The sequence below is a fragment of the Phenylobacterium sp. genome (assembly GCF_004297125.1).
Taxonomy (GTDB): Bacteria; Pseudomonadota; Alphaproteobacteria; order Caulobacterales; family Caulobacteraceae; genus Phenylobacterium.
Map to the genome: position 1 here is coordinate 212,843 of NZ_SCVD01000020.1, position 24,998 is coordinate 237,840.

The 24,998-nt window shown below is 72.9% G+C and carries 29 protein-coding genes; 7 read left to right on the forward strand and 22 right to left on the reverse strand.

Going from position 1 to position 24,998, the window contains the following annotated elements:
• Nucleotides 1–29: 29 nt before the first annotated feature.
• The 6 genes from EPO51_RS11875 to EPO51_RS11900 form a co-directional block, all read right to left on the reverse strand.
• Nucleotides 30–1,067, reverse strand: coding sequence for a relaxase/mobilization nuclease domain-containing protein (locus EPO51_RS11875; RefSeq protein ID WP_293350572.1), 1,038 nt, complete (start codon nucleotides 1,065–1,067; stop codon nucleotides 30–32).
• The gene (mobC, locus tag EPO51_RS11880; RefSeq protein WP_293350575.1) at nucleotides 1,064–1,585 is read right to left on the reverse strand and encodes a plasmid mobilization relaxosome protein MobC; all 522 of its coding nucleotides are present in this window, start codon (nucleotides 1,583–1,585) and stop codon (nucleotides 1,064–1,066) included. The genes EPO51_RS11875 and mobC overlap by 4 nt, the downstream gene beginning before the upstream one ends.
• A gap of 176 nt (nucleotides 1,586–1,761) precedes the next feature.
• Nucleotides 1,762–2,106, reverse strand: a complete 345-nt coding sequence (locus EPO51_RS11885; protein ID WP_293350577.1) for a hypothetical protein — start codon at nucleotides 2,104–2,106, stop codon at nucleotides 1,762–1,764.
• Nucleotides 2,107–2,110: 4 nt separating this feature from the next.
• A complete protein-coding gene (locus EPO51_RS11890; protein WP_293350580.1) occupies nucleotides 2,111–2,665 on the reverse strand; it encodes a hypothetical protein in 555 nt (184 codons plus the stop codon).
• A 2-nt stretch (nucleotides 2,666–2,667) separates the two neighbouring features.
• Nucleotides 2,668–2,832 carry a hypothetical protein gene (locus tag EPO51_RS11895; RefSeq protein ID WP_293350583.1) on the reverse strand — a complete coding sequence of 55 codons (165 nt, stop codon included), beginning with the start codon at nucleotides 2,830–2,832 and terminating at the stop codon, nucleotides 2,668–2,670.
• 117 nt (nucleotides 2,833–2,949) lie between these two features.
• On the reverse strand, nucleotides 2,950–3,261 hold the full coding sequence (locus EPO51_RS11900; protein WP_293350586.1) for a DUF736 domain-containing protein: 312 nt from the start codon (nucleotides 3,259–3,261) through the stop codon (nucleotides 2,950–2,952).
• Nucleotides 3,262–3,844: 583 nt separating this feature from the next.
• On the opposite strand from EPO51_RS11900, the gene EPO51_RS11905 reads away from it, so the two are divergent.
• A complete protein-coding gene (locus tag EPO51_RS11905; protein WP_293350589.1) occupies nucleotides 3,845–4,153 on the forward strand; it encodes a DUF736 domain-containing protein in 309 nt (102 codons plus the stop codon).
• Nucleotides 4,154–4,464: 311 nt separating this feature from the next.
• On the opposite strand, the gene EPO51_RS11910 is transcribed toward EPO51_RS11905, so the two are convergent.
• Complete coding sequence (locus EPO51_RS11910; RefSeq protein ID WP_293350592.1) at nucleotides 4,465–4,728, reverse strand: helix-turn-helix domain-containing protein; 264 nt, start codon at nucleotides 4,726–4,728, stop codon at nucleotides 4,465–4,467.
• An 85-nt stretch (nucleotides 4,729–4,813) separates the two neighbouring features.
• Between EPO51_RS11910 and EPO51_RS11915 the strand changes: the two genes are divergently transcribed.
• From EPO51_RS11915 to EPO51_RS11930, 4 genes are all read left to right on the forward strand, one after another.
• Entirely contained in the window at nucleotides 4,814–5,329 is a 516-nt protein-coding gene (locus tag EPO51_RS11915) for an RNA polymerase sigma factor (protein ID WP_293350595.1), read from the forward strand.
• Between the two features lie 10 nt (nucleotides 5,330–5,339).
• On the forward strand, nucleotides 5,340–6,338 hold the full coding sequence (locus tag EPO51_RS11920; protein WP_293350598.1) for a FecR family protein: 999 nt from the start codon (nucleotides 5,340–5,342) through the stop codon (nucleotides 6,336–6,338).
• A gap of 126 nt (nucleotides 6,339–6,464) precedes the next feature.
• The gene (locus EPO51_RS11925) at nucleotides 6,465–9,539 is read left to right on the forward strand and encodes a TonB-dependent receptor (protein ID WP_293350601.1); all 3,075 of its coding nucleotides are present in this window, start codon (nucleotides 6,465–6,467) and stop codon (nucleotides 9,537–9,539) included.
• Complete coding sequence (locus EPO51_RS11930) at nucleotides 9,536–12,049, forward strand: S9 family peptidase (protein ID WP_293350604.1); 2,514 nt, start codon at nucleotides 9,536–9,538, stop codon at nucleotides 12,047–12,049. The genes EPO51_RS11925 and EPO51_RS11930 overlap by 4 nt, the downstream gene beginning before the upstream one ends.
• Here the strand turns inward: EPO51_RS11930 and EPO51_RS11935 are convergent.
• From EPO51_RS11935 to EPO51_RS11955, 5 genes are all read right to left on the reverse strand, one after another.
• Entirely contained in the window at nucleotides 11,982–13,760 is a 1,779-nt protein-coding gene (locus tag EPO51_RS11935) for an asparagine synthase-related protein (protein ID WP_293350607.1), read from the reverse strand. The two genes, EPO51_RS11930 and EPO51_RS11935, sit on opposite strands and share 68 nt — an antisense overlap.
• A gap of 5 nt (nucleotides 13,761–13,765) precedes the next feature.
• Nucleotides 13,766–14,401: a lasso peptide biosynthesis B2 protein gene (locus EPO51_RS11940; protein ID WP_293350610.1), complete on the reverse strand. Its 636-nt coding sequence runs from the start codon at nucleotides 14,399–14,401 to the stop codon at nucleotides 13,766–13,768.
• Between the two features lie 43 nt (nucleotides 14,402–14,444).
• Nucleotides 14,445–14,570, reverse strand: a complete 126-nt coding sequence (locus tag EPO51_RS11945; protein WP_293350613.1) for a hypothetical protein — start codon at nucleotides 14,568–14,570, stop codon at nucleotides 14,445–14,447.
• 80 nt (nucleotides 14,571–14,650) lie between these two features.
• Complete coding sequence (locus tag EPO51_RS11950; protein ID WP_293350616.1) at nucleotides 14,651–15,289, reverse strand: GntR family transcriptional regulator; 639 nt, start codon at nucleotides 15,287–15,289, stop codon at nucleotides 14,651–14,653.
• Nucleotides 15,290–15,472: 183 nt separating this feature from the next.
• Complete coding sequence (locus EPO51_RS11955; RefSeq protein WP_293350619.1) at nucleotides 15,473–16,420, reverse strand: DUF2493 domain-containing protein; 948 nt, start codon at nucleotides 16,418–16,420, stop codon at nucleotides 15,473–15,475.
• Between the two features lie 273 nt (nucleotides 16,421–16,693).
• On the opposite strand from EPO51_RS11955, the gene EPO51_RS11960 reads away from it, so the two are divergent.
• The gene (locus EPO51_RS11960; protein WP_293350622.1) at nucleotides 16,694–16,930 is read left to right on the forward strand and encodes a DUF2188 domain-containing protein; all 237 of its coding nucleotides are present in this window, start codon (nucleotides 16,694–16,696) and stop codon (nucleotides 16,928–16,930) included.
• Between the two features lie 82 nt (nucleotides 16,931–17,012).
• Here EPO51_RS11960 and EPO51_RS11965 read toward each other — a convergent pair whose 3' ends face one another.
• The 9 genes from EPO51_RS11965 to EPO51_RS12005 form a co-directional block, all read right to left on the reverse strand.
• Nucleotides 17,013–17,225, reverse strand: coding sequence for a hypothetical protein (locus EPO51_RS11965; RefSeq protein ID WP_293350625.1), 213 nt, complete (start codon nucleotides 17,223–17,225; stop codon nucleotides 17,013–17,015).
• 156 nt (nucleotides 17,226–17,381) lie between these two features.
• Entirely contained in the window at nucleotides 17,382–19,178 is a 1,797-nt protein-coding gene (locus EPO51_RS11970; protein ID WP_293350627.1) for a ParB/RepB/Spo0J family partition protein, read from the reverse strand.
• Nucleotides 19,179–19,338: 160 nt separating this feature from the next.
• A complete protein-coding gene (locus EPO51_RS11975; protein ID WP_293350629.1) occupies nucleotides 19,339–19,743 on the reverse strand; it encodes a DUF2958 domain-containing protein in 405 nt (134 codons plus the stop codon).
• Nucleotides 19,740–20,711: a DUF7146 domain-containing protein gene (locus EPO51_RS11980; RefSeq protein WP_293350632.1), complete on the reverse strand. Its 972-nt coding sequence runs from the start codon at nucleotides 20,709–20,711 to the stop codon at nucleotides 19,740–19,742. The genes EPO51_RS11975 and EPO51_RS11980 overlap by 4 nt, the downstream gene beginning before the upstream one ends.
• The gene (locus tag EPO51_RS11985; protein ID WP_293350635.1) at nucleotides 20,708–21,355 is read right to left on the reverse strand and encodes a JAB domain-containing protein; all 648 of its coding nucleotides are present in this window, start codon (nucleotides 21,353–21,355) and stop codon (nucleotides 20,708–20,710) included. Before EPO51_RS11985 ends, EPO51_RS11980 begins: the two co-directional genes overlap by 4 nt.
• Nucleotides 21,356–21,500: 145 nt before the next feature.
• Nucleotides 21,501–22,922 (reverse strand): IS1182 family transposase, encoded by a 1,422-nt coding sequence (locus EPO51_RS11990; protein ID WP_293350638.1) that lies wholly within the window; start codon nucleotides 22,920–22,922, stop codon nucleotides 21,501–21,503.
• A gap of 134 nt (nucleotides 22,923–23,056) precedes the next feature.
• Nucleotides 23,057–23,353 (reverse strand): hypothetical protein, encoded by a 297-nt coding sequence (locus EPO51_RS11995; protein ID WP_293350641.1) that lies wholly within the window; start codon nucleotides 23,351–23,353, stop codon nucleotides 23,057–23,059.
• Nucleotides 23,354–23,429: 76 nt separating this feature from the next.
• Nucleotides 23,430–23,672 carry a GDCCVxC domain-containing (seleno)protein gene (locus EPO51_RS12000; RefSeq protein ID WP_293350644.1) on the reverse strand — a complete coding sequence of 81 codons (243 nt, stop codon included), beginning with the start codon at nucleotides 23,670–23,672 and terminating at the stop codon, nucleotides 23,430–23,432.
• Complete coding sequence (locus EPO51_RS12005; protein ID WP_293350647.1) at nucleotides 23,669–24,076, reverse strand: MFS transporter permease; 408 nt, start codon at nucleotides 24,074–24,076, stop codon at nucleotides 23,669–23,671. The genes EPO51_RS12000 and EPO51_RS12005 overlap by 4 nt, the downstream gene beginning before the upstream one ends.
• 83 nt (nucleotides 24,077–24,159) lie before the next feature.
• On the opposite strand from EPO51_RS12005, the gene EPO51_RS12010 reads away from it, so the two are divergent.
• A complete protein-coding gene (locus EPO51_RS12010; protein WP_293350650.1) occupies nucleotides 24,160–24,561 on the forward strand; it encodes a MerR family transcriptional regulator in 402 nt (133 codons plus the stop codon).
• 117 nt (nucleotides 24,562–24,678) lie between these two features.
• Here the strand turns inward: EPO51_RS12010 and EPO51_RS12015 are convergent, their stop codons facing one another.
• Nucleotides 24,679–24,987, reverse strand: a complete 309-nt coding sequence (locus tag EPO51_RS12015; protein WP_293350653.1) for a hypothetical protein — start codon at nucleotides 24,985–24,987, stop codon at nucleotides 24,679–24,681.
• Nucleotides 24,988–24,998 lie beyond the last annotated feature (11 nt).

Consider the following 24,998-nt stretch of genomic DNA (forward strand, 5'->3'; position numbering starts at 1 on the left):
CCGGCCCCCCAGGTCCGATCCGCAGAGTCTCAGATGCGCCACGAACGGTCCCTCTGCGGGCCGAGGGGGCGCACCGACGGTCGCGACTTCTCGTTGGCGTCTCTTAGCGCCCGGGCGAGGGCCAAGCGCTCCGTGTCGGGCGGCCGCAAGCTCCGGACGAACACTCCGACGTCCGCGCCGAGCGCGCGGTCAGCGGGATCGGTCGATGCCTGGAGAAGCCGGGCCTGGGCCAGGTAGATGCGACGCACCTGAGCTTGCCGGGCGGCGATCCGCCGATCCCAGGCCGTCGATGCGGGCGGCTCGCCGAACGCGAGCTCAGCCGCCTGCCGAATCTTCTCCCGCGCGACTCGCCCCAGGCCGCGCCGCCCCGCGGCGTGGCGCTCGCGAAGCCGCAGGACCGGACCTCGCTCGGCCTTCCGCGTGACGCCGCGCGCTCGCCGCGGCGTGGCCTCGGCCTCGACGCCGCGCTCCCGCAGCGCCCGGGCGAAGGCCTGTCGCCAGGCTTCCAGATCCCCCTTCCGCGGATTGAGTCGACCACCATCGTCCGCCAACGCCCTGACCGTGAGATGCACGTGCGGATGCGGCGTGTCGGTGTGCAGCGCCAGCACGTACTCGCGTGCGTCCGCAAAGGTCTCCTGGGCGAACGCGCGCGCCGCATCCCGGAGCCTCAGCGGGTCCGTGCCGGCCGGCATCGACAGGATGAGGCTCACGCTGAACGGCGAGTTCGCGCGCCGGCGGCTGTCCATCATCGCGGCCGCCGACCAGTCGCGGGCGAGGTCCGCCACGTCGTCCCGCCCCGCGATCAGGCAGCCGTCGCGGTCCTCGGCGGCGAGCCGGCCGTTGCGGGTGATGTAGGTCAGGTGCGCCGCCAGATGGGCGGGATCGCGGGTCCGCCCGGTCACCTTGACCATCACCTCGGGCGCCCGGCGCACGATGCGCTGCAGCCGCGCGCGCACCCCGGCGGCGCGGTCCGCCGGCGAGAGCACCTCTTCCGGCCGCCTCACGCGCGGCCGGACCGGCGGTCGCCAGACGTCCTCGAAGCCGGCCACGGTGCGGAAATCGCTCACAGCTCGACGGCCCAGTAGGCAAGGTTGCCGGCGAAGGCCTCGCCCAGGCCCGCAATGTGCGCCCGCAACTCGCGGCGCAGGTCGTCGACGGCGCCGAGCTCGGTGTCCAGAACCCGGCCTTCCATGACCGCCGTGTTCAGGGCCCGGGCGATCTGGTTGACGTTCACGCCGATGCGGCGGACCTCGCCGTGGATCGCCAACAGCGCCAGTTCCTCAGACCGCGGAAACCGCGGCGCGCCCGTCGCGTGCCGGCGCACGAGCGCCGCCACCCAGGCGGCGCGGGGGAGGCTCAGGGACCGCGCCTGGTCGGCCACGTGACGCGCCTCCGGCGCCGCCAGGCGCACCATCAGGCGAAGCGCGTCACGGAGTCCGGACGACGCGGAGGGGTCCAGCCCCGCCCCGCCCGCGGAGCCCTCGACGAGGCGCCGCAGCAGCGCCGAGCGGCCGCCGGTCGAGGCCGCCGCCGCATCGAAGCGGGCCGCCACATCGTCCGTCACGCGCGCGCTGAGCACGGGCATCGACAGGGCTCCTGTCTACAAAGCTGCCGGCAAGGCTATCCTGCCCTAGACCGTCGCCTTGCAGATTGGCCCCTCCCCTCGACCGCCACGAGGGCGCAAGACCGCCCCCTCATGGCGTTCACCCGCCGGCCCTCCGGGCCGCCCCAGCCGGGCCAAGGGTCGCGGCGGCATCCGCCCTATCGCGGTCCGGGATAGACGCGCTGCCGCTTCTGAAATGCGGCCAGCGCGAGCTCGCCCGGTGCTGGAGTCAGCGACACCCAGGACCCGCCCCGCAGCGCACGGGCGGCATAGGTCAGGGTCCCGTCCTGGCATTCCAGGCCGGGGCACCGGGCCTTGCGCCCCCACCAGACCGCGTCGGGACCGTGGGTGCGGATCATCGCCGGCAGGCTGATGCGCAGCTTGATGCCGCAGCGGCTGCAGGCGGCCTTCACCTCCCAGCCGCGCACATGCATCTCGGCGAGCGTCAGCGCCGTCATCGCGCTGGGCGGCGCGACGACGACGTCCGGGTTCTTCGTCCCCATCGGATCAGGCCAGCATGTCGTCGACGGCGCGGCGACGGTCGCGCGCCCGGCGGCCGAGCGGCCATCCGAGGATGAGCCGGCCGCGCCAGGCGGCCATCACCTGGGCGCCGACATAGGTCTCCTGACCCGGCAGGCAGGCGCCCACCCGGATCGGCGCATCGAGGTCCTCGAGGATCGGCGGCCGATAGGTCTCGGTGGCCTGCGCCGCCATCGCGTGGATGCGGGCGATGTCGCGGTCGCTGAGATGCCGCCGTCGCGCCCCGGGGCGGCGATCGGGCGGCCGCAGCACCGCCAGTGTGCCGGTGCGGGACCGACAGTCGCCTTCTCCGCACACGAGCCGCGCCGCCACGGCGCCCGCCGTCAGCGCGGCGGGCGCGGCGGCGAGCTCGCCCGCGAGCCATTGCCGGGTGTGGCCACACCGCGCGCAGCCCGCCGCCAGGGCCTGCCCCTGCGCGACGATCTCGCCCAGCGTCCGCAGGGCGTCGCGCGGCGCGACCCAGAATCCGGCCTCCGCAACGCTGGCCAGCAGGTCATCCGCCCTTGCTGTGGCCGGGGCCATCGTCAGGCCTGCCGCGGGTCGCTGGGCCACGGCGGCCGCGGAAGGTCGACCACCTCGGCCGCGAGCGGACGCAGAAGCTGGAGCCGGCCGTCCGGCCCCACCCGGCCGAGGATCGGCAGGACGCGGCTCGCCTCGGCCGGCGGCCTGTTGTCGTTGTCCGGAAGCATGATTGGAACAAAGACAGAACTTTCATCGCTTGGCGAGTCCGATCTCGGGGAGCGCCGCCCGGCGAACCCCGGCGTGCGGGCGGCGGCTCCGGCTTCGGGAGCCACCGCCCAGGGCGCTCAGTTCACGGTCCGGCTGCGGGACCAGACCAGGCTGTAGCCCTCCTCCGCGTCGACCAGGTTCGCGTAGATCGGCGCCGGGAAGCTGGGATCGTCGAGCTTGACCGAGAGGTAGTCGCGGTTCTCGCGGGAGGTCTTCTTCCAGGCCGCGCCGAACTCGGTGCCGTTGGCGAAGACGCGGAAGTCGGGAGCGTTCGCGCTCTCCTTGTCGACGGGCCGCAGTTGGGCCTGCTTGACGTTGAGGGTGAGGGTCTTGATCGAGCCCGCGAAGGAGCCGTCGCCGCTCAGGGTGAAGGTGCCGATGGTCGCCATGGGAAAGTCTCCTGTTCTCGGACCGCGCCTGCCGCGGCCTCGATGGCGACGGCGAGTCGAGGTCGACAGGATCGCGCCGCAGCCCGCAGGGCCCGCAGCGCAGCGGAGGACGGCGAAGCGCCGGCTTTCTTGCCTCGCGAGGAATAAGCGCAGCTTAGGGGAGGAAAGCCGGCGCCGCCGTTGCGACGGGATCGGACCTTGACCCCCTCACGCCACGAGAGGCCGCGCAGGCCGGCCAGGACACGACGTCCCCCAGCGACCGGCGCCCCATCCGGCGGCGACCCACCGCCGGGCCAGATCCCCCTCCCCCGTCACGCAGACCCGCCAGCCCGCGACCTGCGCGCGACCGCTCGGCCCGCGATCATCGCCCAGCCACCGATCGCAGCGGCCTGGAAGATCTCCCGCGCCGGACCGCGCCGTCACGGCGCCATCGGCTCGAGCTCGGCCGGGACCGGCCGCCCGTCAACGGCTCCGCCGTCCTCCGCTCCGCTGCGGGCCAGGGCTGCCCGCCGTCCTCAGGTCCCGGCCTCGAGACCGCCATCGGCGCCGCGGCTGGCGCGGCCCGCCACCACAGGAGACCGCCATGACCACGATCGGAACCTTCACGAAGACCCCAGACGGCCGCTTCCAAGGCGCCATCCGCACCCTGACGCTCAATGTGAAGTGCGTGGAGATCCGCCCCGTCGAGCCCACCGCCGAGAAGGCCCCGGACCACCGCGTCTTCATCGGTCAGACCGAAGTCGGCGCCGCCTGGACGGTCAGCCGCGACGGGAAGCCGCCGTGCCTCTCCGTCCGGATCGACGACCCCAGCCTGCCGGCCCCGCTCCAGGCTTTCCTCGTCGACGCCGGTGACGTCCACCACCTCAACTGGTCACGTCAGTCGCCTCGCTGACAGCCACCCGGACGCGGCCGCAGGCAAGCATCTGAGCCTGTGGCCGCGCATCGGCAACGGCTCAGATTGGCGCGTCGCTGACGTTTGAGAAGGGACCGCGATGTTCAATGCCGGCCTAAGTGGCCGCAGAGAGCAAGCCACAGATAGCCGATGCACGGAGCGGAGCCCCCTCCCTAACCGGAAGGCAACGCATCCCGCCCCAACCGCCGGCGAGCCACCGGACCCGCATCTGGCGGCCGAGATTGGCGTCGCCTGAGTGCGCGACCCAACGGGACTCCATCCCGTCAGTCCAGTTCGGCTCCTTAGGACACCTAGCCGAAGTCGTGACCAGACCGTTCAACTGCACGGTAGACCTCATTGAATAGGTCCACTGGATCGCGATCGAGCGCACGCGCGATCCGCATAAACTCCACAAGGTCGAGGCGACGCTGGGAGCCTTCGACAAGCGAGATATGGCTCTGATCGCGCCCAATGCGGGCGGCAAGCTCCTCCTGCTTCAGGCCCGCGCTCTCACGCGTCTGCCGAAGCACTTCGACGATCACCTGATTTGCGCCGGTGAAGATCGTCTTCGGCATGAAGGCCCGTCCGCGGAGGGCCTTCCAAGTAGATGACGATATTACATATGACGATTTTCCATATTCGCTTACGCTTGCGCACGGAATGTTCGATGTCCGGAAGCAGCACAGCAAAGCGCCACTGGCTGGTGGCGATTGGTCGGCCGAGGTCGCCGACCTCTACCGCACCTACGGCAACTGGGTCGTCGCCTTCATCGCCCGCCGGTTCGGCCGCGAGGTCGCCGAGGACCTGGCGCAGGAGACGTTTCTGCGCCTCGCCCAAAACCCCATCGACTGGCGCAGCCCCAAGGCCTTGCTGGCGCGGATCGCCCTGAACGCGGCCCAGGACCACCTGCGCCGCGAACAGGCCCAGAAGCGCCCGCGTCTCGTCGCCGGCGAGGACGTCCCCGAGGGGATCAGCCTCCCCGACCAACACGAAACACTCCTCCATCGCGAGGTGGTGGCGAAGCTCCCCCGCAACCTGCGCGACGTATATATCTTGAGCCGGTTCGGCGGCTTGACCTATGCTGACATCGCCACGCACCTCGGGATCTCGGTCAAGACCGTGGAGAAGCGGATGACCCAGGCGCTGAAGCTGTGCATGGCGCGGTACCGCGGTTAGGCGACGACGCATGAGCGACCCAACACCCAAGCGGACGCGCGCGCAGGAGGAGGCCGCCGAATGGCTGGCCCGCCTCGGCAACCATTCCATCTCGACGAAGACCGTCCGCGAGTTCCGCGACTGGCGCGACGATCCGGCGAACGACGCCGCCTACGAGGAGGCGGAGGCGTTTTGGGAGGCGTCGGGCGAGCACGTCGCCGACCCCGAGATCACCCGCATGACCCAGGAGGCGCTGGACCGCGGCAAGCGCCGGTCGGGCTGGCGCGCGTGGCTGCGCGGCCCGCGCCTGGCTGGGGCGATCACCCTCGCCTCCATCGCCGCCGTCGGTGGCGGCTACCTCGCCGTCCAGCAGTTCACGCCCACCTACGGCACGCAGGACATCGAGCAGAAGGTCGTGCGACTGACGGACGGCAGCCGCGTCCACCTCAATGTCGACAGTCAGGTGAAGGTCGCCTTCCGCGACGGCGAACGCCGCCTCACGCTCACCCGCGGCGAGGCCTTCTTCGACGTGGCGCACGACGCCCGCCGCCCGTTCATCGTGGTGGTCGACGGGATCCAGGTCCGCGCGCTCGGCACCAAGTTCGATGTCCGCCGCCGGGACGGCGGCGTGCAGGTCACGCTGCTGCAGGGCTCCGTGCGGGTAAGCCCGGGCCAGGCCCAGGGCGCGCCGGTGGTGCTGCAGCCGAACCAGCAGGCCCTGCTCACCCGCGGCGCCGCGATCCGCACCGCGGCGGTCGACGCCACTCGGACCACGAGCTGGACGACGGGTCGGCTCGTCTTCCGCGATACGCCCTTGGCCGCGGCGGTCGCCGAGGTGAACCGCTACAGCGCCCAGAAGGTGGAGCTCACCGCACCAAACCTCGGCGCCCAGCCCGTTAGCGGCTTCTTCGACGTGGGCGATGCGGAGTCCTTCGCCCGCGGCGTCGCGGGCTTCCACGATCTCAGCCTCACGCGCGCCCCGAACGGGACGTGGCGCCTGGCCCCCGCGCCGACCTCCCCCGGCGCGTGACAGATTTTTTTCGCCGCCCCGTAGGGTATCGCGGCCCCGTTTGCGTCTGCCGCGCCTGACGGATCGCGACGTCAGAAGGCACGGTCGATGGGACCGGCCCGACCGCGACCCGCGGGGGAAACTTGCATGCGACGGGTTGCGTTGGGTCAGAGTCTGCGCCGCGTACTCTTGGGATCTCTGGCGACGAGCGTCCTCGTCGCGGCAGCTGCGCCCGCCCTGGCGGCGGGCGAGAAGCCCATCAACCTCCCGGCCGGCACGCTGGAACAGTCGCTGGCCGCCCTCTCCGCCCAGACCGGCGACCAGCTGGTCTTTCCGCTCGAGCTCGTCGCGGGCCGGCCCGCTCCGGCGCTGAGCGGTCGGTACACGACCGAGGACGCCCTTCGCCGCCTGTTCGCCGCCGGAACCATCGACGCCCGGCGCACCGGCCCTCGCGTCGTCGTCCTGAAGCTGCGGCGAACCCGGGCGGCCGCCGCGCCTGCCGCCAACGGGACCTCCGAGCCTCGCCCTTTCGAAGTGGCGTCGGCGGGCGGCGCTGAGCCGATCGCCACCGCGAACGGCGCTTCCCTGCCTGCCGGGCCGCACATGGTGGCCGAAGTGCGTGTCACCGGCACGCACATCCGCGGCGGCAGCCCGGCCGCACCCGTGCTGGTGGTCGACCAGGTGGCGCTCGAACGCTCCGGCTATGCGACCGTCTCGGGTGCGCTGCAGGCGCTGCCGCAGAACTTCGGCGGCGAGAGCACCGACGCGACGGCGGTGGTCCGCGCCGACCCGCTTTCGACCAACTCGGGCTACGCCACCGGCATCAACCTGCGCGGCCTCGGCAGCGACGCGACCCTGGTGCTCGTCAACGGCCGTCGCCTGGCCGGCTCCGGCAATCGCGGCGACTTCGCGGACCTGTCCGCCATTCCGGCGATCGTCGTCGACCGGGTGGAGGTGCTCTTGGACGGCGCTTCGGCGCTCTATGGCTCCGATGCGGTGGGCGGCGTCGTCAACGTCGTGCTGCGAGAGACTCTGGACGGCGGCGAGATCCGCCTGCGCGCGGGAACCGGCGACCACGGCCCGCGGGAAGGGGTCTTCGCCGGCGCGTTCGGCAGCACCTGGGCCAGCGGCCGCGTGCTCTTCGCCTACGAGGGCTATCGCCGGGAAGCCCTGACGGCGAGCCAGCGCCGGTTCACGGCGAGCGCCGACCTCCGCCCCCTCGGCGGCACGGATCATCGGGACAGCTTCAGCTACCCGGGCAACGTGGTGCGCACCGACCCCGTGACGGCCGCCATCGTGCCGTTCTGGGCCATCCCCGCGAACTCGTCCGGGGTCGGGCTCCGGCCCAGCGATTTCCAGGCGGGCGTCGTCAACCGGTTCAACCAGAACCAGGGGCTGGACGTCCTCCCGGATCAACGCCGCCACAGCGCCTACCTGTCATGGGCGCAGGACGTGTCCGACACGATCACCGTGTCGGGCGACGTTCGCTACGGCTTCCGCCGGGCACGCACGCGGACCCCGCCGGCGACCTCGACCCTGACGGTCGGACGCAACAACCCGTTCTTCGTCTCGCCCAACGGCGCGGCCACCAACCAGATCCAGTATTCGTTCGGCGGCCTCGCGCCGAACCCGCTTTCCGAAGCCAGCGTCGAGAGCTGGTCGGGGTCGCTCGGCGGCGAAGCCAAGGCCTGGGGCGACTGGCGGGTCGAAGGCTATGTCGCCGGCGCCCAGGAGATCATCGAGACCACCCAGACCGGCGGCCTCCACTCCGGCATCCTCGCCGAGGCCCTGGGGAATGCGGCGGACAATCCGGCGACGGCCTATTCGGCGGCGCGCGACGGCTTCTTCAACCCCTACGCCTCGATCGCCGCGGGCAACTCGTCCACCACCGTCGCGGCGATCACCTCCGCGGTCAGCAAGTCCCGCTACCGCAGCCAGGTGGGCTCGGCGAACCTGCAGGCCGACGGCACGCTCTTCCGGCTGCCGTCCGGACCGGTTCGCGCGGCGCTGGGCCTCCAGGCGCGGCGCGAGACGTTCCGCTCCCGCGGCTCCAGCTACGCGTCGGGCCCGGCGCCGGCGGCCACCCGTCCGTTCACCGAGGACCGCACCGTCACTTCCGCATTCGCGGAAGTGCAGGCGCCCCTGATCGGGGACGACGCGAGCCGCCCGCTGTTGCAGCGGCTCGAGGTCTCGGCGGCGGTGCGGGCCGAGCGCTACAGCGACTTCGGGACGACGGTGAACCCCCGCTTCGGCCTGCAGTGGACGCCGATGACCGGGCTGCTCGTGCGCGCCACCTACGGCGAGTCCTACCGGGCGCCGGCGCTGTTCGAGCTCTACAACCCACAGAGCTTCGCCACGAACACGGTCACGCGAGGCACGGAGCGCATCCGCAACATCTCGAAATTGGGCGGCAACCCGGACCTCGGTCCAGAGACCGCGAAGTCCTGGACCATCGGGTTCGACCTGGCGCCCGGCGCGCTGCCGGGCGCGCGGCTCGCCGTCACGGCGTACGAGACCAAGTTCAAGGACCGGATCGACCGCCCCCTGGTGAGCGCCCCACGCGGCACGATCCTGACCGACCCGGCCTATGCGCCGTTCGTGCGCCTGACCTCGGCCGCCACCAATCCGGCCGACTTCGCGGCCCTGGCCGAACTGCTCTCGAGCCCGCTGTTCAATCCCCAGCTCGGCGTGTTCGCGCCCACCGACTACGGGGCGATCCTCGATCAGCGCTATGTGAACACCGCGGGGCTGACGGTGCGCGGCGTCGACGCCCAGGCGTCCTACGCCCGCGACGCCGTCGGCGGGCGCCTGACCGTGGCGGCAAACGGCGCCTGGATGCTCGATTTCCAGCGCGCGGTGACCCCGGCGGCGTCCTTCCGGGAGTTCGTCGGCGACGTGGGCAACCCGGCCCGGTTTCGCGGCCGGCTCACCGCCGACTGGACGCGGGGCATGGTCTCGCTCGGGGCCGCCCTCAACCATACGAGCGGGTTCGAGGATGCTCTGGGCGAAACCGTACGCGCCCAGGACACGGTCGACCTGTCGGTCCGGGTCACGGCGCCCGACACCTCCCGCTGGTCCGGCGTCAGCGCGGTGCTGAACGTCCGCAACCTCTTCGACCGCGCGCCGCCCTTCTACGACAACCCGACGGGGTTCGGATTCGACGCGACCAATGGCGACGTCGTCGGCCGCTTCGTCTCGCTGCAGATCAGCAAGCGCTGGTGAGGCGAGCCGTCGTCCGGGTGGCGGCCGCCGTTGTGGCGGTCGCGCCCGGTGCGCGGGCGGCGACCCCATCGCCGCCCGCGCCGATGACCTTCGAGGAGGTGCTATCGGAGCAGCGCGCCGTCCGCGGCGCGTGGTTCTCGCCGTCAGGCGACGCCGTGCTCGTCAGCGTCGAACGCAACGACCGACCCACGGGGGGCGCACCGTGGAAGCTGACCGGGACCCAGGCCACCGTGTGGCGGCTGGCGGACGGCGCCCCGCGCCCGATCGGCGGGCGGGACGCCGCCTTCCTGCCCTCGCCCTGCGAACCGTGGTCGCCCTCCGGGCGCTATGTGGCGGGCTTCGTGCTGGACGGCGGCCGAAAGGCGCTCGCCGTCTTCGACCTTCGCCGCGATCGCCTGATCCGCTTCGCCGCCAGCCCCACCGTGCAGTGTGTCCGCTGGGTCGGCGAGCGCCTGGCCTTCCCCGCCGCCCCGCCGGGATCGCCGACCCTCGGCGGCGCGGCCGAGGTGGCCGCCGTCCGCCAGTTGGCGCGCTGGCGGGCGGCATGGTCCGGCGCCGCGCCCCAGGTGACCGTGCATTCCAGCAATCCGGGCGTCGCGGCATCGACGGCGCCGGAGGGCGGCGGGCTGATGCTGGCGGATCCGGCATCCGGGAGAGCGCAGCTCCTGGCCGAAGGCGCCTACCATACGGTGACGCCGTCTCCCGACGGCCGCCATCTGGCGGTCGCCCGCTACGGCGCCGACGATCCCGACGCGCTCAGCACCCGCACCGGGCGCCGCAGCGAGCTACAGCTGTTCGAGGCGGGGCCCCGGGGCCTGCGCCTCGCGCACCGGCTGGACGCCTACGACGTGGATTACGCGAGCTTCGCCTGGTCGGCGGACAGCTCGCAGGTGTTGGCCGCCGCGCGCCCGGTCGGGGGGCGTCGCGACGGCCTCGTGGCGGTGGAGGCGGCGACCGGCCGGCCGACCGACATCGCCCTCCCCGCGGGCCTGACCCTGGCCCGCGCGCCGGCGGGCGCCTACAGCCGCTTTCGAGCTGGCGGCTGGATCGGGCGCTCGCCGGCGTTCCTTGGAGTCCGCGCGGACGACCGTGGCCCACCTGCCGCCGCATCCGCGGAATACGGCGCCGCGCCGCCCGCCCGGCTGTTCGCCTGGTCAGACGGCGCCGTCGTCGCCCTCAGCGAGGCCGCGGCCTCCGGCCTCGCGGCCTTGGCCGGCGGCCCGGACGCCGCGCTGTTCGTGGCGGACGGACGGCTGTGGGCGGCGGCGCCCGGACTGCCCGCACGCCCGGTCTCGCCGGCTGGCCTGGCGGTGACCGGGCTCGTGGAGGCGCGGCCCAGCATGGGCCTCGCGTCAACCTGGGCCCGTCGCGGCGACCGCGTCGCCGTGCAGGTCCGCGGCGACGAGGGCCTGCGGACCCTGGTGCTGGACACGCGCGCGGAAGGTGTCGTGCTGGAGGCCGACGCGCCCACAGCGCTCAGCCCGACGCTCGACCGGGCGGTCTTGGCGGAGCGCACCGGCTGGACGACCGCGCTGCGCCTGTCCGGTCGCACGACGCCGCTGACCACCTTCAACTCGGCGTGGCGAGACCGACCGGTCGCGTCGGTGCAACGGTTCACCTACCGCATGGGCGATCGCGACCTGGCGGGCTGGATCGTGCACCCCCTGCACCCAACCGCCCGGCCCCCGCCGGCCCTGTTGTGGATCTACGGCGGCCGGATCCAGACGGCCAAGCCGCCGCGCGAAGCCGAGGCCGCCTACGCCGGGCCGCCGGTGTTCTCGGCGCAACTCTGGGCCGCGCGCGGCTACGCCGTCATCTATCCCAGCACCCCGGCGCCGGCCGCGGCGGACGCGGACGTCGCGGACGCTCTATCCGAAGCCGCGGTCGCAGCGGTCGACCGCGCCGCCGCCGCCGGCTGGATCGACCCGGGGCGCGTGGGCGTCATCGGCCACAGCTTCGGCGGCTTCTCGGCCGCGGCGGTGCTGTCGCGGCGCTCGGATCGGTTCGCGGCCGGCGTCGCCATGAGCGGCGACTACGACTTTGCGGCCGCGTGGGCGCTGCGCGGCCCCTGGGAATGGATGCAGGACGAGGAGAGCCACGCGTTCCGGGAGTCCACGGTGGGGTTGGTCGAGGCCGGCCAGATCGCGCTGCGGGCGCCGCCGTTTGCAGCCCCGGAGCCCTACCGGCGCGCGAGCCCCTTCTACGCCGCACCCCATATCCGTTCGCCGCTCATGCTCACGGTGGGCGATCTCGAGATGGGCGCGACGGGGCTGGTCCAGGCGGAGCGCTTCTATGCGGCGCTCAAGCGCAGCGGCAATCCCGCGGTCCTCGTGCGCTACTGGGGCCAGGGTCACGTGCAGGACGCACCCTGGGCCAGCCGTGACCAATGGGAGCGCTTCAACACCTGGTTCGACCGCTATCTCGGACCGACAGGATCGCAGCTCACCGCCGCGCGCCCCGCGGCGCGTCGGGAACCTGCGTCTGCCAGTAGCGGACCCAGGACTCGATGAGCGCGGCCCGCGTGAGGCGCGCCCCGGCCGCCGTCCAGATCAACGCCTCCGGCCGAAGCGCCGCCTCCACCGCCGCGCGGTCGAGGACGCCGGCGTCGCACAGCGCCCCGTCCAGGAGGTGCGGGCGCAGAAAGTCGAGGCTGGCGGCGGCGCGGCGCGCGTAGTGGCTGCCAAGCGCCCCCTTCGAGCGGCGGTCGAGCACCGAGGCCGGGAGCGTCTTGGCGAACGCGGCGCGCGCCAGGGCGCGGTCGCGGCCGCCCTCGACATGGGTCCAGGTCGGCGTCGCGAGACAGGCCTCGAGCACCGGCTGCGACAGCAGGGGCTGGACGATGTCGGCGGCGCGGCTGCGGCGCGACCGGCCCCAGTGATGGTGGCCCGTGCCGACAGCCGCCCGGATCTGCAGCTGCTTGGCGGGCGGAAGGTCGTCGAGATCCCGAAGCCAGGGATGCCGCGCGACGGCGGGACCGGCGCGGACGCGTGGCCCCAGCAGGGTCGACCACCCGCCGTCCGGCCCGGGCGGCGTTCCATGCGACGCCTCCCACAGCACCGACCACACCGAGCGGCGGAGCCATCGGGGCCAGGCCGTGATCAGCGGATGGCGCCACGCGCGCGCGCCCTGGCTCCTGAAGAGGTCGGCGATCACCTGCGCCGTCGGGAGCTGGAAGAAGACGGCGTCGCCGCCTTGTCCGCCGAAGATGGCCGTCGCGCCGAGCGCCTGGGCGCGGGCCGCCGCATCGCGGTCGCGCGGCGTGTCGAGGCCCGACAGCGCCGGCCCGACATGACGGGCCAGTTCGGCGAAGTCCGCCTCGACGAGCGGCGGCGCCTCACGGTCGACGGTGACGAGCGGAAGGCCGAGTTGCGTACAGACCGCGCCGGCCCACTGGCGCTCGTCGCCCGCCGCATCCGCCACGTGGTAGTTGACCGCCGCCGCGACCCGATCCCCGGCGCCGCAGAGGGCCAAGCCCGCGCAGACGATCGAGGAGTCGAGGCCGCCGGATGCGTCCACGAGGATGCGCGCGTGCGGTCGGGCCAGGCCCTCGACCGCCCGCACGACGACGTCGCGCAAGGCCTCGGCCGACAGCGCCGTCCCGCGTCGGGCGACATCGGACGGCCGCCAGATCGCGACGTCCCGGTCCGCGGGCCCCGCGAACTCGCGGAGCACGCCCGGCGCAAGCGCGGCGTAACCCGCCAATGGCGAGAGGTGCCCGGTGGCGTAGGCGTCGGCGACGACGGCGGTGATCGCGTCCCAGTCGAGACCCGCCTCCGCCGGCGCGAAGCCGGGCGGAAGGTGGGTCGTGTCGTCCGCGACGGCGACGAGGTCGCCGCGTCGCCAGGTGATCGCATCGAGGCCCCCGGACGGCTCGCGGAAGGCGGCCACAAGGCCATCGTTCGGGTCGGTGAACAGCGCGACGTAGGCGCCCCAGGCGTCATCCCGCAGGCGGCGCGCGGCGAGGGTCGGATCGCCGGGCAGCGCCGGCGGACAAGCCCGACCGCCTCCGCGACTCTCCAGGACGTGGCCCAGCACCACCGCGCTGTCGCCGAGGTGGTGCAGCGCGGGGCCGCGGCCTTCGATCGTCCAGACTTCGAGCCCCTCCCGGCGAAGCGCCGGCCGCCACGCGGGGCGGGCGGCAAGTTGCGCCGACCAGCTCGCGGCGCAGGCGGTCCCGCCCTCCGACGCGGGCGGCCAACCAAAGGCGAGGTAGCGCTGCATCCGGATCAGGTCGCCAGAATCGGGGTGTAGGTGGCGAGGCGCTCGGGCGCGTCGTCCAAGGCGACGCCGTCGGCCTCTATCCAGCAGTGCGCCTTGAAGGGCCACACGGCGACGCCGAAGACCCAATCGGCGGCGAGTCCCGAGTGGTGCAGGAAGCGCATCAGCAGGAAGCTGCGCACGAGGCACTTGCCGGAAACGGGCAGCCACACGACCAGCCACTCGAAGATGCGAGCGGCACGGAACACCTCGGGGCCGCGGGCGGCCGGTCGATCGACCGTAGCGTATCGCAGGAGATGCTCGAACGAGCGTCGGCGGTAGTGGCGGAGGTAATCGACCCAGGCGCGGCCCAAGCGCCAGACGTCTGCGACGCGGACCTCGGGCCAGGGGGCGTCGCGCAGGTCGCGCAAGGGCCTCGCGCGGCGCGTTTCGCGCGGAGCATCGCGCCGCCGGTAGCCCGCGGCGGCCAGCACGTCGGCGAGCTGGCGGGCGTCGCGCGATGCCTCGCCGTTCTGCAGCGCGCGCCAGGCGCCGGCGGCGCCGGGCAGGCAGAAGTAGGCGTCCTTTGTGACGTCGAGGAGCACGACGTCGTCCCCCACCAGGGCGAGGTGCGCGGTCGGATGAGATGGGCTGCGGGCGTCCATGGCGAGCGGGCGCCGGGCCCCGAAGGACCCGGCGCCGACGGGCTCACAGCGGCTGGAAGCTCGTCTCTTCGTCCTCGGGCTCCGGCTTGTTCTCCTGGCCGTGGGTGGACGCCTTGGCGCCGCCGAGCGGCAGGAGTTGGAAGTTCCGAGGATCGAGCAGGTTCGTCATATCAACCTCCCAGTGTTGCCGCAGGATTGCGACAACCTCAGTCCACAACCTGGGATGTGTATATTCAATCTATATTCGCACTATTTTCCGGAGCCCCGCGTCGCTGCCTCCAGCGCCGCCGCGAGCCGGTCGGACTCGCGGATCCGCACCGCGTGGAACTGGCGCAGGGCCGCCAGCCGTTCGCCGCGCGAGACGTCGTTCTGGAGCAGCAGCCGCGCTTCCGGCTCGAGGTCGTGCAGCACCTGCGCCTCGATCCGCCGGACCGGCCCGAGCTGGATCTGCACGACGCGGAAAGCCCCGATCAGCAACCGACTGCCGGTCGCGCCCACCCATTGGCGATACCGATCCTCCACGCTTGCCACGGGGTCGAACGGCGGCTCCTCAGGGTCCGACGACACCTCCGCCGTCGGCGCCGGCATGCGGCTCGACCGCCGGGGCTCCAGGGCGATCAGCAGGTGCGCCAGGCTCCGCCGATAGAGGTCGGCGACGTCGACGGCGCCCAGCCGCCGCACGAAATAGCCCTGCCCCCGACGGTCCTCGAGCACGCCTTCGCCGGCCAGGCGCGACAGCGCCTCGCGGACCGGCGTGGTGGACAGCCCCAGGTCGTCGGCGAGATCGACGGCGGTCGCGCGGGCGCCCGGCGGCAGCGCGCCGCGCAGCAGGCGATCCCGGATCGCCGTGAGCGCCATTTGGAAGGGTTCGGCCTGGGCTTCGGCCATCACTGACTCCGTCGGCCTGCGAAGGGCGAAGGCGGAAGGAGGCGCGGCGGGCCTTGGACGTGACAAGGGCGATATTTCCTCCCGAACACCCGCGCCGTCTGCGCCGCCCGCGAATATTCACAATGCACGCCAGGAAATGGCGGACCGGTCGCCGGATTCGACACGGCCCGCCGCGCCCTCGGGCTACGTCGCGACCGCCCGCGCCGCCTTCGGCCCGATGCGCACGCAGCGTACGCCCCGGCGCCGGGCCTGTTCGGCGAGGTTCATCGCCGGCCCGAACGGCGGCGCGCCGGCTTCGGCGGCCCGGCCCAGGCTCTCCGGCAGCACCAGCACGCACACCGGCTGCAGCGCCATGAGCTGGTCGTTGGCGCGGAACGGGGCGGCGCGGCCGAACCGCTCGAAGTCGGGGCGCGCCAGGACGAGCCGCACGCCCTTCTGCTGGGCCCAGCGCTTGGCCAGCCGCTCGCCGCCCTTGGCGCCGGTGAGGGCCAGGCTCATGCCGGGGTACTCCGTCCGCGCCCAGTTGAGGGCGTCGAAGATGCGGCCCGCGTCCTCCGGCGCGTCGCTGCGCGGCGAGGCGCGGAAGGCGACAACTTCGTCGCCCGGGTGGGCCACGGCCCGCTTGCGGTCCTCGATCGCGCGGAGCGCCGCCTGGGCGTCGAGCTGGGCGGCGCTGATCCCGCCGCGCACCGATCCGCGCCAGGGGCTCCAGACTTCGCCGGTGGCCACCGCATAGGCCTCGGCGGCCGCGTCCCGGACGAAGCCCATCGCCGCGGCGGCCACGTCGAGCGCGTCCGCGCGGGCCTTGGCCTCCTGCAGGTCGACGTCGGCGACCTCGGAGCCGTCGAAGGTCCGCAGCCGGTCAGCCAGCTGTTCGCGCTCGCGGTCGGCGTCGCGCTCGAGCCGCTGCACGCCGGCGTGCAGGCCGCCGATCAGGGTCTCGCAGATCGGGACGACATGGTCCTCGAGCGCGCCGCCCAGCAGCATGTCGAGCGCCTCGCCCAGCAGGGCGCGGCCGAGCTGCACGAGCTGCGGCTCGGTGGGATGAGGACGCGGGTCCTGCAGCGCGGCGGTCCGCGCGTCGAAGCCGTCGAGGTCGGCGGTGTTGAGGAAGGTGGGATGCGGTCGCATGGCGGTCTCCTGAGGCTGCGAGCCGAAGCTCGCGACCTCCGGCCGCCGGGCGGGCCCGCGGGCCAGGGCGCCGCAAGGCGGCGACAGCGCACCCTTGCCGGCGGGCCGGGCCGGTGGCGCTCCGTCGCGACCCTCCGCTTCGGCGGCGCGGGGGAGACCGCGCCCGACCACGCTCCCGGCCCTCCCCCGCCGACCGACGGGGTTCGGCGAACGCGCCCTTGAGCCGGAGCGTCGGCGACCTACCTGAATCTGAGGACAAGCCGGGAGAGCGTGATGGCCCTGGACAAGTACACGCTGCACAAGGACGCCAAGAGCGAGACGTGGCGCCTCGAGAAGGAGGGCTCGGATCGCGCGAAGCGCGTGTTCGAGACGAAGGCCGACGCCCTGACCGGCCTCCGCGACGCGGTGGGACCGGGCGGTGGTTCGGTGCGGATCCGCAAGGTCGACAACACGATCCAGGAAGAGCGGACCTATCCCCGCGCGAAGGATCCGAAGAAGACGCCCGGCTAGTCGGTCCCCGAGCCGTCGGCGCCTGGCGCGAGGGCAGCCCTCGGCGCGCGCGCCTGGCGCTCGCCTCCACCCCAGGGTGGCGTCAGTGCTGACTGATCGGCGCCTTCGGCCCGAACCGCGCCTCCAGCTCCCCCCGAAGGTCATCGACCTCGCGCTGGAGCCGCTCCAACTCGGCGGCCGACGCCCCGTCGGCGCGCGCGATGAGGCCGATGCAGCGATCGACGATCGCCAGCGCGTCCTGCCGGCCGCGGACCCGAAGCCGCAGGTCCAGAAAGTAGGCGAGGTATTCGTCCATGCCGTCCCGTCGTGAAGGCGCGCGCCACCCGGTACAGCCTGCCGGCAAGTCGCACGACCAGGATCCGCGAACCAAGCTGTGGCGCAGGGTCGCAGGGTTGCGGCAGCGCACGCCCCCGCCGGACGACGGGAGCGTGCGTGACCGAACGAGGCCAGCCTATTCGGCGGCGATCGCCGCCGGCTGGCTCGCCAGCGCCGCCTCGGCCCGCCGCAGCAGGGGGGCCACCGTGCGGGCGCGGCGGGCCGGCCCGAACGGCCGGCGCGTGTAGGCCTGGGCCGGGAAGCCCAGCCACTTCGGCGTCCAGGCCTCGACCTTGGCCCGGCCGTTGGTCCCCTCCACGAAGTCGCGGAGGATGCCCTTCTGGGTTTTCACCTTCTCGGTGAGGTTGCCGTCGGCGACCTTCTTGCCCCCCACCTCCTTCAGCATGGCGTTCACCGTCTCCCGGTCGCGCATCAGGTCGAAGAAGGCCTCGTCCGGCGCCCAGAAGCGGGCGATGTCCACCTTGAGCCAGACCCCGGCCGCCTCGACCTCGTCGCTGCCGGCCTGCAGGCTCTCGGCCATCACCACGGCGGCGACGCCCAGCACGGCCTCGTCGGGCATCCCCAGCAGTCGGGCGAAGACGCCGGCGGCGCCGCCGAGGCCCCGACGCCCCAGCACGCCCTCGGCGTCGTCGCCGAGCCCGAGCATCGTGGTCACCGCGCCGCGCCGTTCGGCGAAGGCCGCCTCGGCCGGGCTCGCCGCCAGGCTGACCGCCACCGACGGGTCGTGCGGCGCGCGCGGGTCGGCCTTGACCTGCCAGTGGGCCGACCCCGCCACCGCGTGGGCCACCAGCATGCGAAGCGCCACGGCCGGGTGCTCGGTGAGCGCCACCCGCACGGCCGCGTGGCGATGCAGGTCGATGTAGGCGCCCTGGGCCTGGGTCACCTCGGGCCGGGCGAGCCTGGCCGCTTCGGCCGCCTCCGGGCTCTCGCCGCGGGCGGCCCGCTCGGCCGCGGCCTGCGCCCGCTTGGCCTCCCTGTCGGTGAGCCAGCCCTCGTGGACCTCGACCTCGCCCTTGACCCCGATCGTGATGAACACCTTGCCCCCCTTGGCCTTGGGCGTTCGGGCGTGCTTCCAGCTGTAGAACGGCTCGCCCACGTCAAGCACCTCGACCTCGCTCCAGCCGTCGGCCAGCAAGGCCTCCCGCCAGGCCGCCACCGCCTCGTTCTGGCAGCGCCAGAAGAGGTCGGATTCCACGAAGTAGCTGTCCTCCCCGAAGAGGTCGGCGCGGATCTGGCCGGGGTAGTCGTCCAGCGAAAACAAGGCGTGCTTGGTCGGGATCGAGGTCCCCCCGAACAGCCAGGCCTTGAGCGCCCCGCCCGTCGGCGCACGCTGTTCGGGATCGTCGAGCAGCGCCAGCCAGGCCTTCTGCTGGGCCTTGCTGGCCAGGGTCAGGTAGCGGACCGTCGCCACGTCGATCTCCTCGCGGCGATAGAGGTTGCGGATGCGCGGCAGGAGGGCGCCCAGCGCCAGGGTCCGCTTCACCACCACGTCGGACAGGCCGAAGGTGGCGGCGATCTGCTCGGCCGTGCGCCCGGACGTCACCAGCCGGGTGAAGGTCTCCCAGCAGGTCACCTCGTCGGGCGGCAGCCGGCCCAGGTTCTCGATCAGCGACGCCTCGATCGCGGCGGCGTCGTCGCCGGGCTCGAGGATGCCGATGGGAATGGGGTCGATCTCGACCCCCTCGGCGAGGGCGGCGAGCGCGGCCTTCCACCGCCGGCGGCCCGCGACGATCTCGAAGTGGTCCTCGACCACCACGCCGTCGCGAGTCGCCTCCAGCACCAGCAGGGTGAGCAGCACGCCCCTCCGGCGCACCGACGGCAGGATGTCGGAGACGTCCGGGTCGGGCCGGCCGTGATGCATGTTCAGGGGGGAGAGGGTCAGGTTGCGAGGGTCGGCGAACGCCAGTCTCATGGTCTTGCTCCTGGGGTCAGGGGTGTGAGTCGCCCGTCGCCCCCCACGCGATCTGCGGGACAACGGCGAGGGCGGCTTGCGCCGGGACGGCGCGGATCGCCCGGCCAGGCGGCCGGACAGGTCCGCCGGCGACCGCGGCCGCCGGCGAAGGGCGAAAGGGTCAGGCCGCGGCGTCGGGCGCCGGCGTGACCGTGCGGACGATCGCCTCGGCCTCGCGGATCGAACCGCAGCGGCGGGCGATGTCGGCCCACCGCGAGATCGGCAGCCGACCCTCGAAGTGGACGTCGCGTTCGATGGTCAGGCCGAACGGCAGGGTCACGGACGTGAGCTCACGCAGGCTGACCGAGCCGAGCTCGACGCAATCCATGTCGAGGTCGCACAGCCCGAACATCGTGTCCCCGTCCGGATCCAGCTCGGTGATGAGCCAGGTTCCCGGCCCCGCCGGGTTGAACAGCTTCAGGACCGGGACCGGGTCGCCGTCCGGCTCCGCGGCGTTGGCGGCGAGCTGCGGCCGCAGAGCCTCGGGGATGAGGACAAGGCCGTCGTCGTCAGGGCTGGTGGTCATGGGCGGGGTCTCCGGGCCGGCGGCCCGGACCTCCCGTCCGCCGCGCCCGCCCCGCGAGGCCCTTCCTCCCCCTCCGGCCCGCCCCGGCCCGCCGGAACCTCATTCCAGTCCCGCCAAGGCCGCGGCGGCAGCCGGATCTCGGCGCGCACACCCTGGCCCCTGAGGCGCCGCGCCAGGTCCGCCGCCGCGGCCTCGCCGGGTCGGCCGCGATCGGCGGCGATCAGCACGACCTCCACCCCCGCCGGCGCCCGCCAGCGGCCCAGACTGCGCGCCGAGAGCAGCGCCCAGGCCGGCAGGCCGAAGCGGTGCGCCGCGGAGAGGCAGGTGAAGACTCCCTCGCCCACCAGCAGGCGCTGCGCGGCCGGCCAGAGCCGGACCGCCGCGCCGGAGGGCGCGAGGCCCACGGTCTTGCGCGGGATCGCCAGCCGCGCCCGCTCGCCGTCGGGCGCGAGGTAGGTCACCTCGACGCCGACGAGTTCGCCGCCCGGGTCGCGGATGGCGGCCAGCAGGGCCGGCCGTCGCGCGCCCGCGTCGGCGTAGACCGCCGCCGCCACGCCCGGATGATGCCGCAGCCCGCCGGGCGGCGCGGCCACGCCGCGGCGCTCCAGGTGGCGCGCCGACAGGGTCCGGCCCAGCGGCCGGGCGTCGTCCCAGAGGCGGCGGGCCACCTCGAGGCGGGCGCGGACGGAGAGCACCGGCGGCTCGCCGCCATCCACGCCACCCGCCGCCCCGCCGCGAAGCCGGCCGTCCGGCTCGATCAGGCCGCGGGCGGCCAGGTCGGCCAGGACGTCGCGCCAGTCGTCCTCGGCGAAGGAATGGGCCACCACCCGCCCGCCGGTCAGCAGCAGCGACACCGAGCGGTCGCCGGGCTGGTGGCCCGGCCCCGGGACGTTGGCGCGCCGGCCGCCGGCGTAGAGGTCGCCGCCGAGCGCCCGGACGATGCCGGCCAGGGTCCGGACCCCGCTCACAGGAGCCCCAGGGACCGGAAGCTCACCACGGTTTGGTCGGCGACCAGGAAGTGATCGTGGACCGCGATGCGCAGGAGCCGGCCGGCCTCCACCACCTGCCGGGTCGACTCCACGTCGGCCGCGCTCGGCGCGCCGAGCCCGCCGGGATGGTTGTGGGCGAGCACCACGGCCGAGGCGTCGAGCTCGAGCGCGCGGCGGACGATCTCCCGGGGGTAGACCGGCACGTGGTCGACGGTGCCCTCCCCCAGGACCTCGTCCCGGATCAGGCGGTTGCGCCTGTCGAGGAAGAGGCCCCGGAGCTGTTCGCGGCCCCGCCCGGCCAGGACCGTGCGCAGGTAGTCCGCGACGGCGTCCCACCCGCTCAGCGCCGGGCGCGCCCGCAGGGGCGCCGCGAGCAGACGCCGGGCCACGTCCTTCAGGAGCGCGATGCGGGCGGCCTGTTGCGCCGGGACCCGGCGCGCCAGGGCCGCCGGAGTGGCGGCCAGCACCTCCGGCAGCGACCCGAACTCCGCGAACAGCGCGGCGGTCTCGGCGGCGCCGAGGCCCACCGCGACCTGCAGGGCCTCCGCATCGTCCAGGGCGTCCGGCCCGGAGGTCACGAGCCGGGCGAGCGCCTCGGCGTTGCGGGAAGGGATTCGGGCCATGGCGGCGCCCTCGGCGAAACCGGCCCCCAAGGCGGGGCCGCTTCCCGACGTCCTCCCTCCGCCTCCCTCAGCGGGGGCGTTGCGGGGCAGGCTGTGCCAAAACTCGCGCTCGCCGCTGGCGCGGACGCCGCATCGAGCCGGCCGTTTAGGCCGGCGGTGTCAGGCGCGCCGGACCAAAGACGTTCACCGCGTGGATGATGTTGAACGCCAGGATGGAGAGCGCCGCCTCTGCCTTTACTGCTCTGAGGCCGCGGGTAAGGAACCGGCCACCTCCCGACATTCGCTTGATCGTGCCGAACGGGTGCTCAACCGTGCATCGGCGCGTCACCATCAGGCTTGGATTGGCGTAGATCCTCGCCTCCATGCGATCGAGCGCTGCCTGGTCGAACAGGCGATGAATCGTTCGCTGAGCGCCTGCGGTGCATCGCGGTTTCAAGCGGCAGTCCCTGCACGCGGTCGTTCGATAACGGATGGCGCGATTGCGGGTGTGTTTTCCGGAGGGTTTCAGCGTCTGGCCCGCCGGACACCGGATGGTGTCCGACGCCTCGTCGTAGGCGAACTGGGTCGGCCGGAAGAAGTCAGTGTTCATGGCGCCGCGCTTGATCGGTGCCGCGACCTCGATGCTGTCGCGCTCGCACTCGGCTATCGCCTGGGCGTTCGAGTAGCCGCCGTCTGCCAGAACAGTCAGACGGTCGACCTGCAACACCTCCATCGTCGCCAGCGACATTGGGTGCAGAAGCTGGCTGTCGTTCGCTTCGTTGGCGACATCGTGGTGGACGATCAGACCGCTATCCACGTCCACGACGCTTTGCATGTTGTAGCAGGGCATTTTGGGGGAATGCGCGTAGCCCATCGGCTTGGCATCGGGCTCGCCAAAGACGAGCACCTTCTCGTCGCGTTCCGCCAAAACTTCCTGGCGCCGCGCCAGTCGGTCCTTGCGCCGGCCTAGGGCGGCGATCGCGTCGGTGAACGCCTGCCGGTGCATTGGCTGATCGTCGAAGCCTTGGGTCACGGCTTCATCCACGGCGTCGAGCCGGTCCAGGTAGTAGGCGATCTCCTTTTCGGTATGGGCAAGGTCGCGAGCCAGCCGCTCGGCGCCGGCGATGTTCTTGGGGCTGGCGACGGCTCGCATCTTCGTCCCGTCCAGCGCCACCATCCGACCGGTGATCAGGCCGCCATCCAGGCAGAACTGTATGAAGGCTGCGCTCGCCGCAACGATGGCTTCGGGGCTGTCATGCCGAAAGGCGGCGATGGTGCGATAGTCGGGCGCTAGCCGCTTCATGAGCCACAGCGCTTCGAGGTCGCGGGTGCAGGCGCGCTCGAGATGCCGGGAGGAGCGAACCTGGTTGAGGTAGCCCCAGACATACAGCCGAAGCATGTCGCCAGGATGGTAGCCGGGCCGGCCGGTCGCCGCCGCGACAGTACGAACAAAGCCGAGCTCCGCGAGGTCGAGACTGCCAACGAACGCGTCGACAACTCGCACCAGGGATTCGGGAGCGACGTAGTCCTCGATGCAGGGAGGCAGCAGGCTGACCTGGGTGCGATCCGTTCCTTCCAAGAAGCTCACGCGAACCCCCGCCGTAGTTTCATAGCTCGTTGATTCTACTGTGATTTGATCGCGATATCCATTTCGCAAGGTCACGGTCCGCCCGACGGCAGGCTTCGACGACGGCAGGTTGTGAATGTTCAGGCCGCTGGCCGCTATGGCCGCCCGAACTTGCCCCATAGACGCTCGCTGCCCCACCAGAGGCCCGCGAAGCCTATGACGGTTGCACCCCCCAGGAGGCTCCAACCGTGCGGGCCAAGCGGCGCCACGCCGAGGGCGTAGGCGACCACCAGGCCCGCCATCGCCAGGAGGTAGGGTCCGGTGACGCGGCAGTGGATGCGGCCGCACCGCCGCGCGTTTAGCAGGCAGGCCACGCCCATCCAGGCGAGCATGGCCGTCCAGACCACGGCCCGAAGCACGGGCTCCAGCAGCACGGCCGCGAGCATCGCCACGCCCGGGATCGCCCAGAGCGCGACGAACGCGCGCCAGTCGCTGGCCCAGTCTTTGGCACCGGCAGCCGCGCCGCACTCACCCATCGCCGCAGCAGGCGGCGGCCCCGCCGCTGGCCCGCGCTTCCTGGATCGGCGGACAGGGCACGTCGGCATAGGAACAGTAGACGCAGCAGTCGCCCGGCTTGGGCTTGAGGACCGCGCCGCAGCCCTGGCAGTCGTAGAAATACTGGCAGGCGTCGGTCGGCATGGTCTCCGTCGCCTGGTGGCCGCAGTGCGGACAGGTGAGCGTGGAGCGGAGGTGGACCTGCACCTCGCTCATGAGCGCGCGCTCCGAATCAGGGCCAGGGCCCAGGGTTCGATGATCGGCTGCCAGGCGAGGGCCAAGAGGACTAGGACGGTCGCCGCGCCGAGCAGGCCGACAGCGAGCCGCGAGGGCGCGGCGCAGGCGCTGTCCACCCGGCATTTCCGCGCCCGCCGCCAGGTCAGCACCCAGCCCATGCCGACTACGCCGAGCGCTGCCAGCGTGATCCAGGTGCGCTGACCGGCGATCCAACTCAGGCCACCCAGACCGAGTCCAGCCAACGCCAAGGACATCGGCAGGACGCAGCACGCGGCCCAGGCGAAGACCGCCCCCGCCGCCGCGGCAACCGCCGCCCAGCTCAGGCCGGTCTCGGCGGATTTGCCGCTCGGTCCGTCTCGTCGAAGCCCGCTGCTCGCCGTCATGCCGTCGCCTCCTGGTGCGATGCGGACGAGGATGCCATCTGTAGCGACTACAGACTCAAGCCCCAATCGAAAGGCGATCCTCCATGGCCGACCAGGCGATCCAGATCGGCGAACTCTCGCGCCGCACGGGCTGCAACATCGAGACAATTCGCTACTACGAGCGGATCGGCCTGATGCCGGCCCCGCCGCGAAGGGGCCGCTATCGCAGCTATGGCGGCGAAGACGTGGGCCGCCTGGGCTTCGTGCGCCGAGCGCGCGAGCTGGGCTTCACGCTGGACGAGGTTCGCGCGTTGCTGGGGCTCGCCGCCAGCGGCCAGGCGTCCTGCGCCGAGGTGAGGGACCTCGCGGCCTCGCACCTGCAGGACGTGCGCGCGCGGATCGCCGACCTCAAGCGAATGGAGCGGGTCCTTGCCGGCTCGGTACGGGCCTGCGACGCCGGTCAGGACCCAGGCTGTCCGCTGATCCACGCGCTCTACGCCGTGTAGCGGCGGCGATGCGGCAGACGCCGCTCGCCACGGGTTTTCGCACAGCCTGGGGGGCGCGGCCCCCGCTCGAAGGGGTCGGCCGAGACGCCGGGCTCGGGCGCAGGGGAAGGCCTTCCCCTACCCCGCCTTGTCGAACCCGCTCTCAGGCCACGGCCGCCGCATCAGGCCCGCCCGCTGATCGGCGCCGCGCACGCTCAGCACATAGGGCAGGAAGTTCTGCACGCTCTCGTCGTTCGTGCCGTTGATGCGGATGACGAAGGTCTCGCCCTCGTAGGCGCCGCTGCGCGCGTACTGCAGGAAACCCCACCAGCGCGCCTCGTGCTCGGTGATCCGGTGCTCCCGATGGGCGGCCCGCAGGGCCTCGACCAGCTCGGCCGGCATCTCCGTCATGATCCTGACGATCTCGTCGCCGGCGTACTGTTTCATGGCCCCGTCTT

Coding starts and splice junctions, on each gene's coding strand:
- EPO51_RS11955 (WP_293350619.1), bottom strand. CDS start 16,420: ATGCGACCGCATCCCACCTTCCTCAACACCGCCGACCTCGACGGCTTC.
- EPO51_RS11885 (WP_293350577.1), bottom strand. CDS start 2,106: ATGGGGACGAAGAACCCGGACGTCGTCGTCGCGCCGCCCAGCGCGATG.
- EPO51_RS12005 (WP_293350647.1), bottom strand. CDS start 24,076: ATGACGGCGAGCAGCGGGCTTCGACGAGACGGACCGAGCGGCAAATCC.
- EPO51_RS11915 (WP_293350595.1), top strand. CDS start 4,814: ATGTTCGATGTCCGGAAGCAGCACAGCAAAGCGCCACTGGCTGGTGGC.
- EPO51_RS11950 (WP_293350616.1), bottom strand. CDS start 15,289: ATGGCCGAAGCCCAGGCCGAACCCTTCCAAATGGCGCTCACGGCGATC.
- EPO51_RS12000 (WP_293350644.1), bottom strand. CDS start 23,672: ATGAGCGAGGTGCAGGTCCACCTCCGCTCCACGCTCACCTGTCCGCAC.
- EPO51_RS11890 (WP_293350580.1), bottom strand. CDS start 2,665: ATGGCCCCGGCCACAGCAAGGGCGGATGACCTGCTGGCCAGCGTTGCG.
- EPO51_RS11900 (WP_293350586.1), bottom strand. CDS start 3,261: ATGGCGACCATCGGCACCTTCACCCTGAGCGGCGACGGCTCCTTCGCG.
- EPO51_RS11935 (WP_293350607.1), bottom strand. CDS start 13,760: ATGCAGCGCTACCTCGCCTTTGGTTGGCCGCCCGCGTCGGAGGGCGGG.
- EPO51_RS11970 (WP_293350627.1), bottom strand. CDS start 19,178: ATGAGACTGGCGTTCGCCGACCCTCGCAACCTGACCCTCTCCCCCCTG.
- EPO51_RS11960 (WP_293350622.1), top strand. CDS start 16,694: ATGGCCCTGGACAAGTACACGCTGCACAAGGACGCCAAGAGCGAGACG.
- EPO51_RS11940 (WP_293350610.1), bottom strand. CDS start 14,401: ATGGACGCCCGCAGCCCATCTCATCCGACCGCGCACCTCGCCCTGGTG.
- EPO51_RS11905 (WP_293350589.1), top strand. CDS start 3,845: ATGACCACGATCGGAACCTTCACGAAGACCCCAGACGGCCGCTTCCAA.
- EPO51_RS11925 (WP_293350601.1), top strand. CDS start 6,465: ATGCGACGGGTTGCGTTGGGTCAGAGTCTGCGCCGCGTACTCTTGGGA.
- EPO51_RS11920 (WP_293350598.1), top strand. CDS start 5,340: ATGAGCGACCCAACACCCAAGCGGACGCGCGCGCAGGAGGAGGCCGCC.
- EPO51_RS11985 (WP_293350635.1), bottom strand. CDS start 21,355: ATGGCCCGAATCCCTTCCCGCAACGCCGAGGCGCTCGCCCGGCTCGTG.
- EPO51_RS12010 (WP_293350650.1), top strand. CDS start 24,160: ATGGCCGACCAGGCGATCCAGATCGGCGAACTCTCGCGCCGCACGGGC.
- EPO51_RS12015 (WP_293350653.1), bottom strand. CDS start 24,987: ATGAAACAGTACGCCGGCGACGAGATCGTCAGGATCATGACGGAGATG.
- mobC (WP_293350575.1), bottom strand. CDS start 1,585: ATGCCCGTGCTCAGCGCGCGCGTGACGGACGATGTGGCGGCCCGCTTC.
- EPO51_RS11910 (WP_293350592.1), bottom strand. CDS start 4,728: ATGCCGAAGACGATCTTCACCGGCGCAAATCAGGTGATCGTCGAAGTG.
- EPO51_RS11965 (WP_293350625.1), bottom strand. CDS start 17,225: ATGGACGAATACCTCGCCTACTTTCTGGACCTGCGGCTTCGGGTCCGC.
- EPO51_RS11945 (WP_293350613.1), bottom strand. CDS start 14,570: ATGACGAACCTGCTCGATCCTCGGAACTTCCAACTCCTGCCGCTCGGC.
- EPO51_RS11895 (WP_293350583.1), bottom strand. CDS start 2,832: ATGCTTCCGGACAACGACAACAGGCCGCCGGCCGAGGCGAGCCGCGTC.
- EPO51_RS11975 (WP_293350629.1), bottom strand. CDS start 19,743: ATGACCACCAGCCCTGACGACGACGGCCTTGTCCTCATCCCCGAGGCT.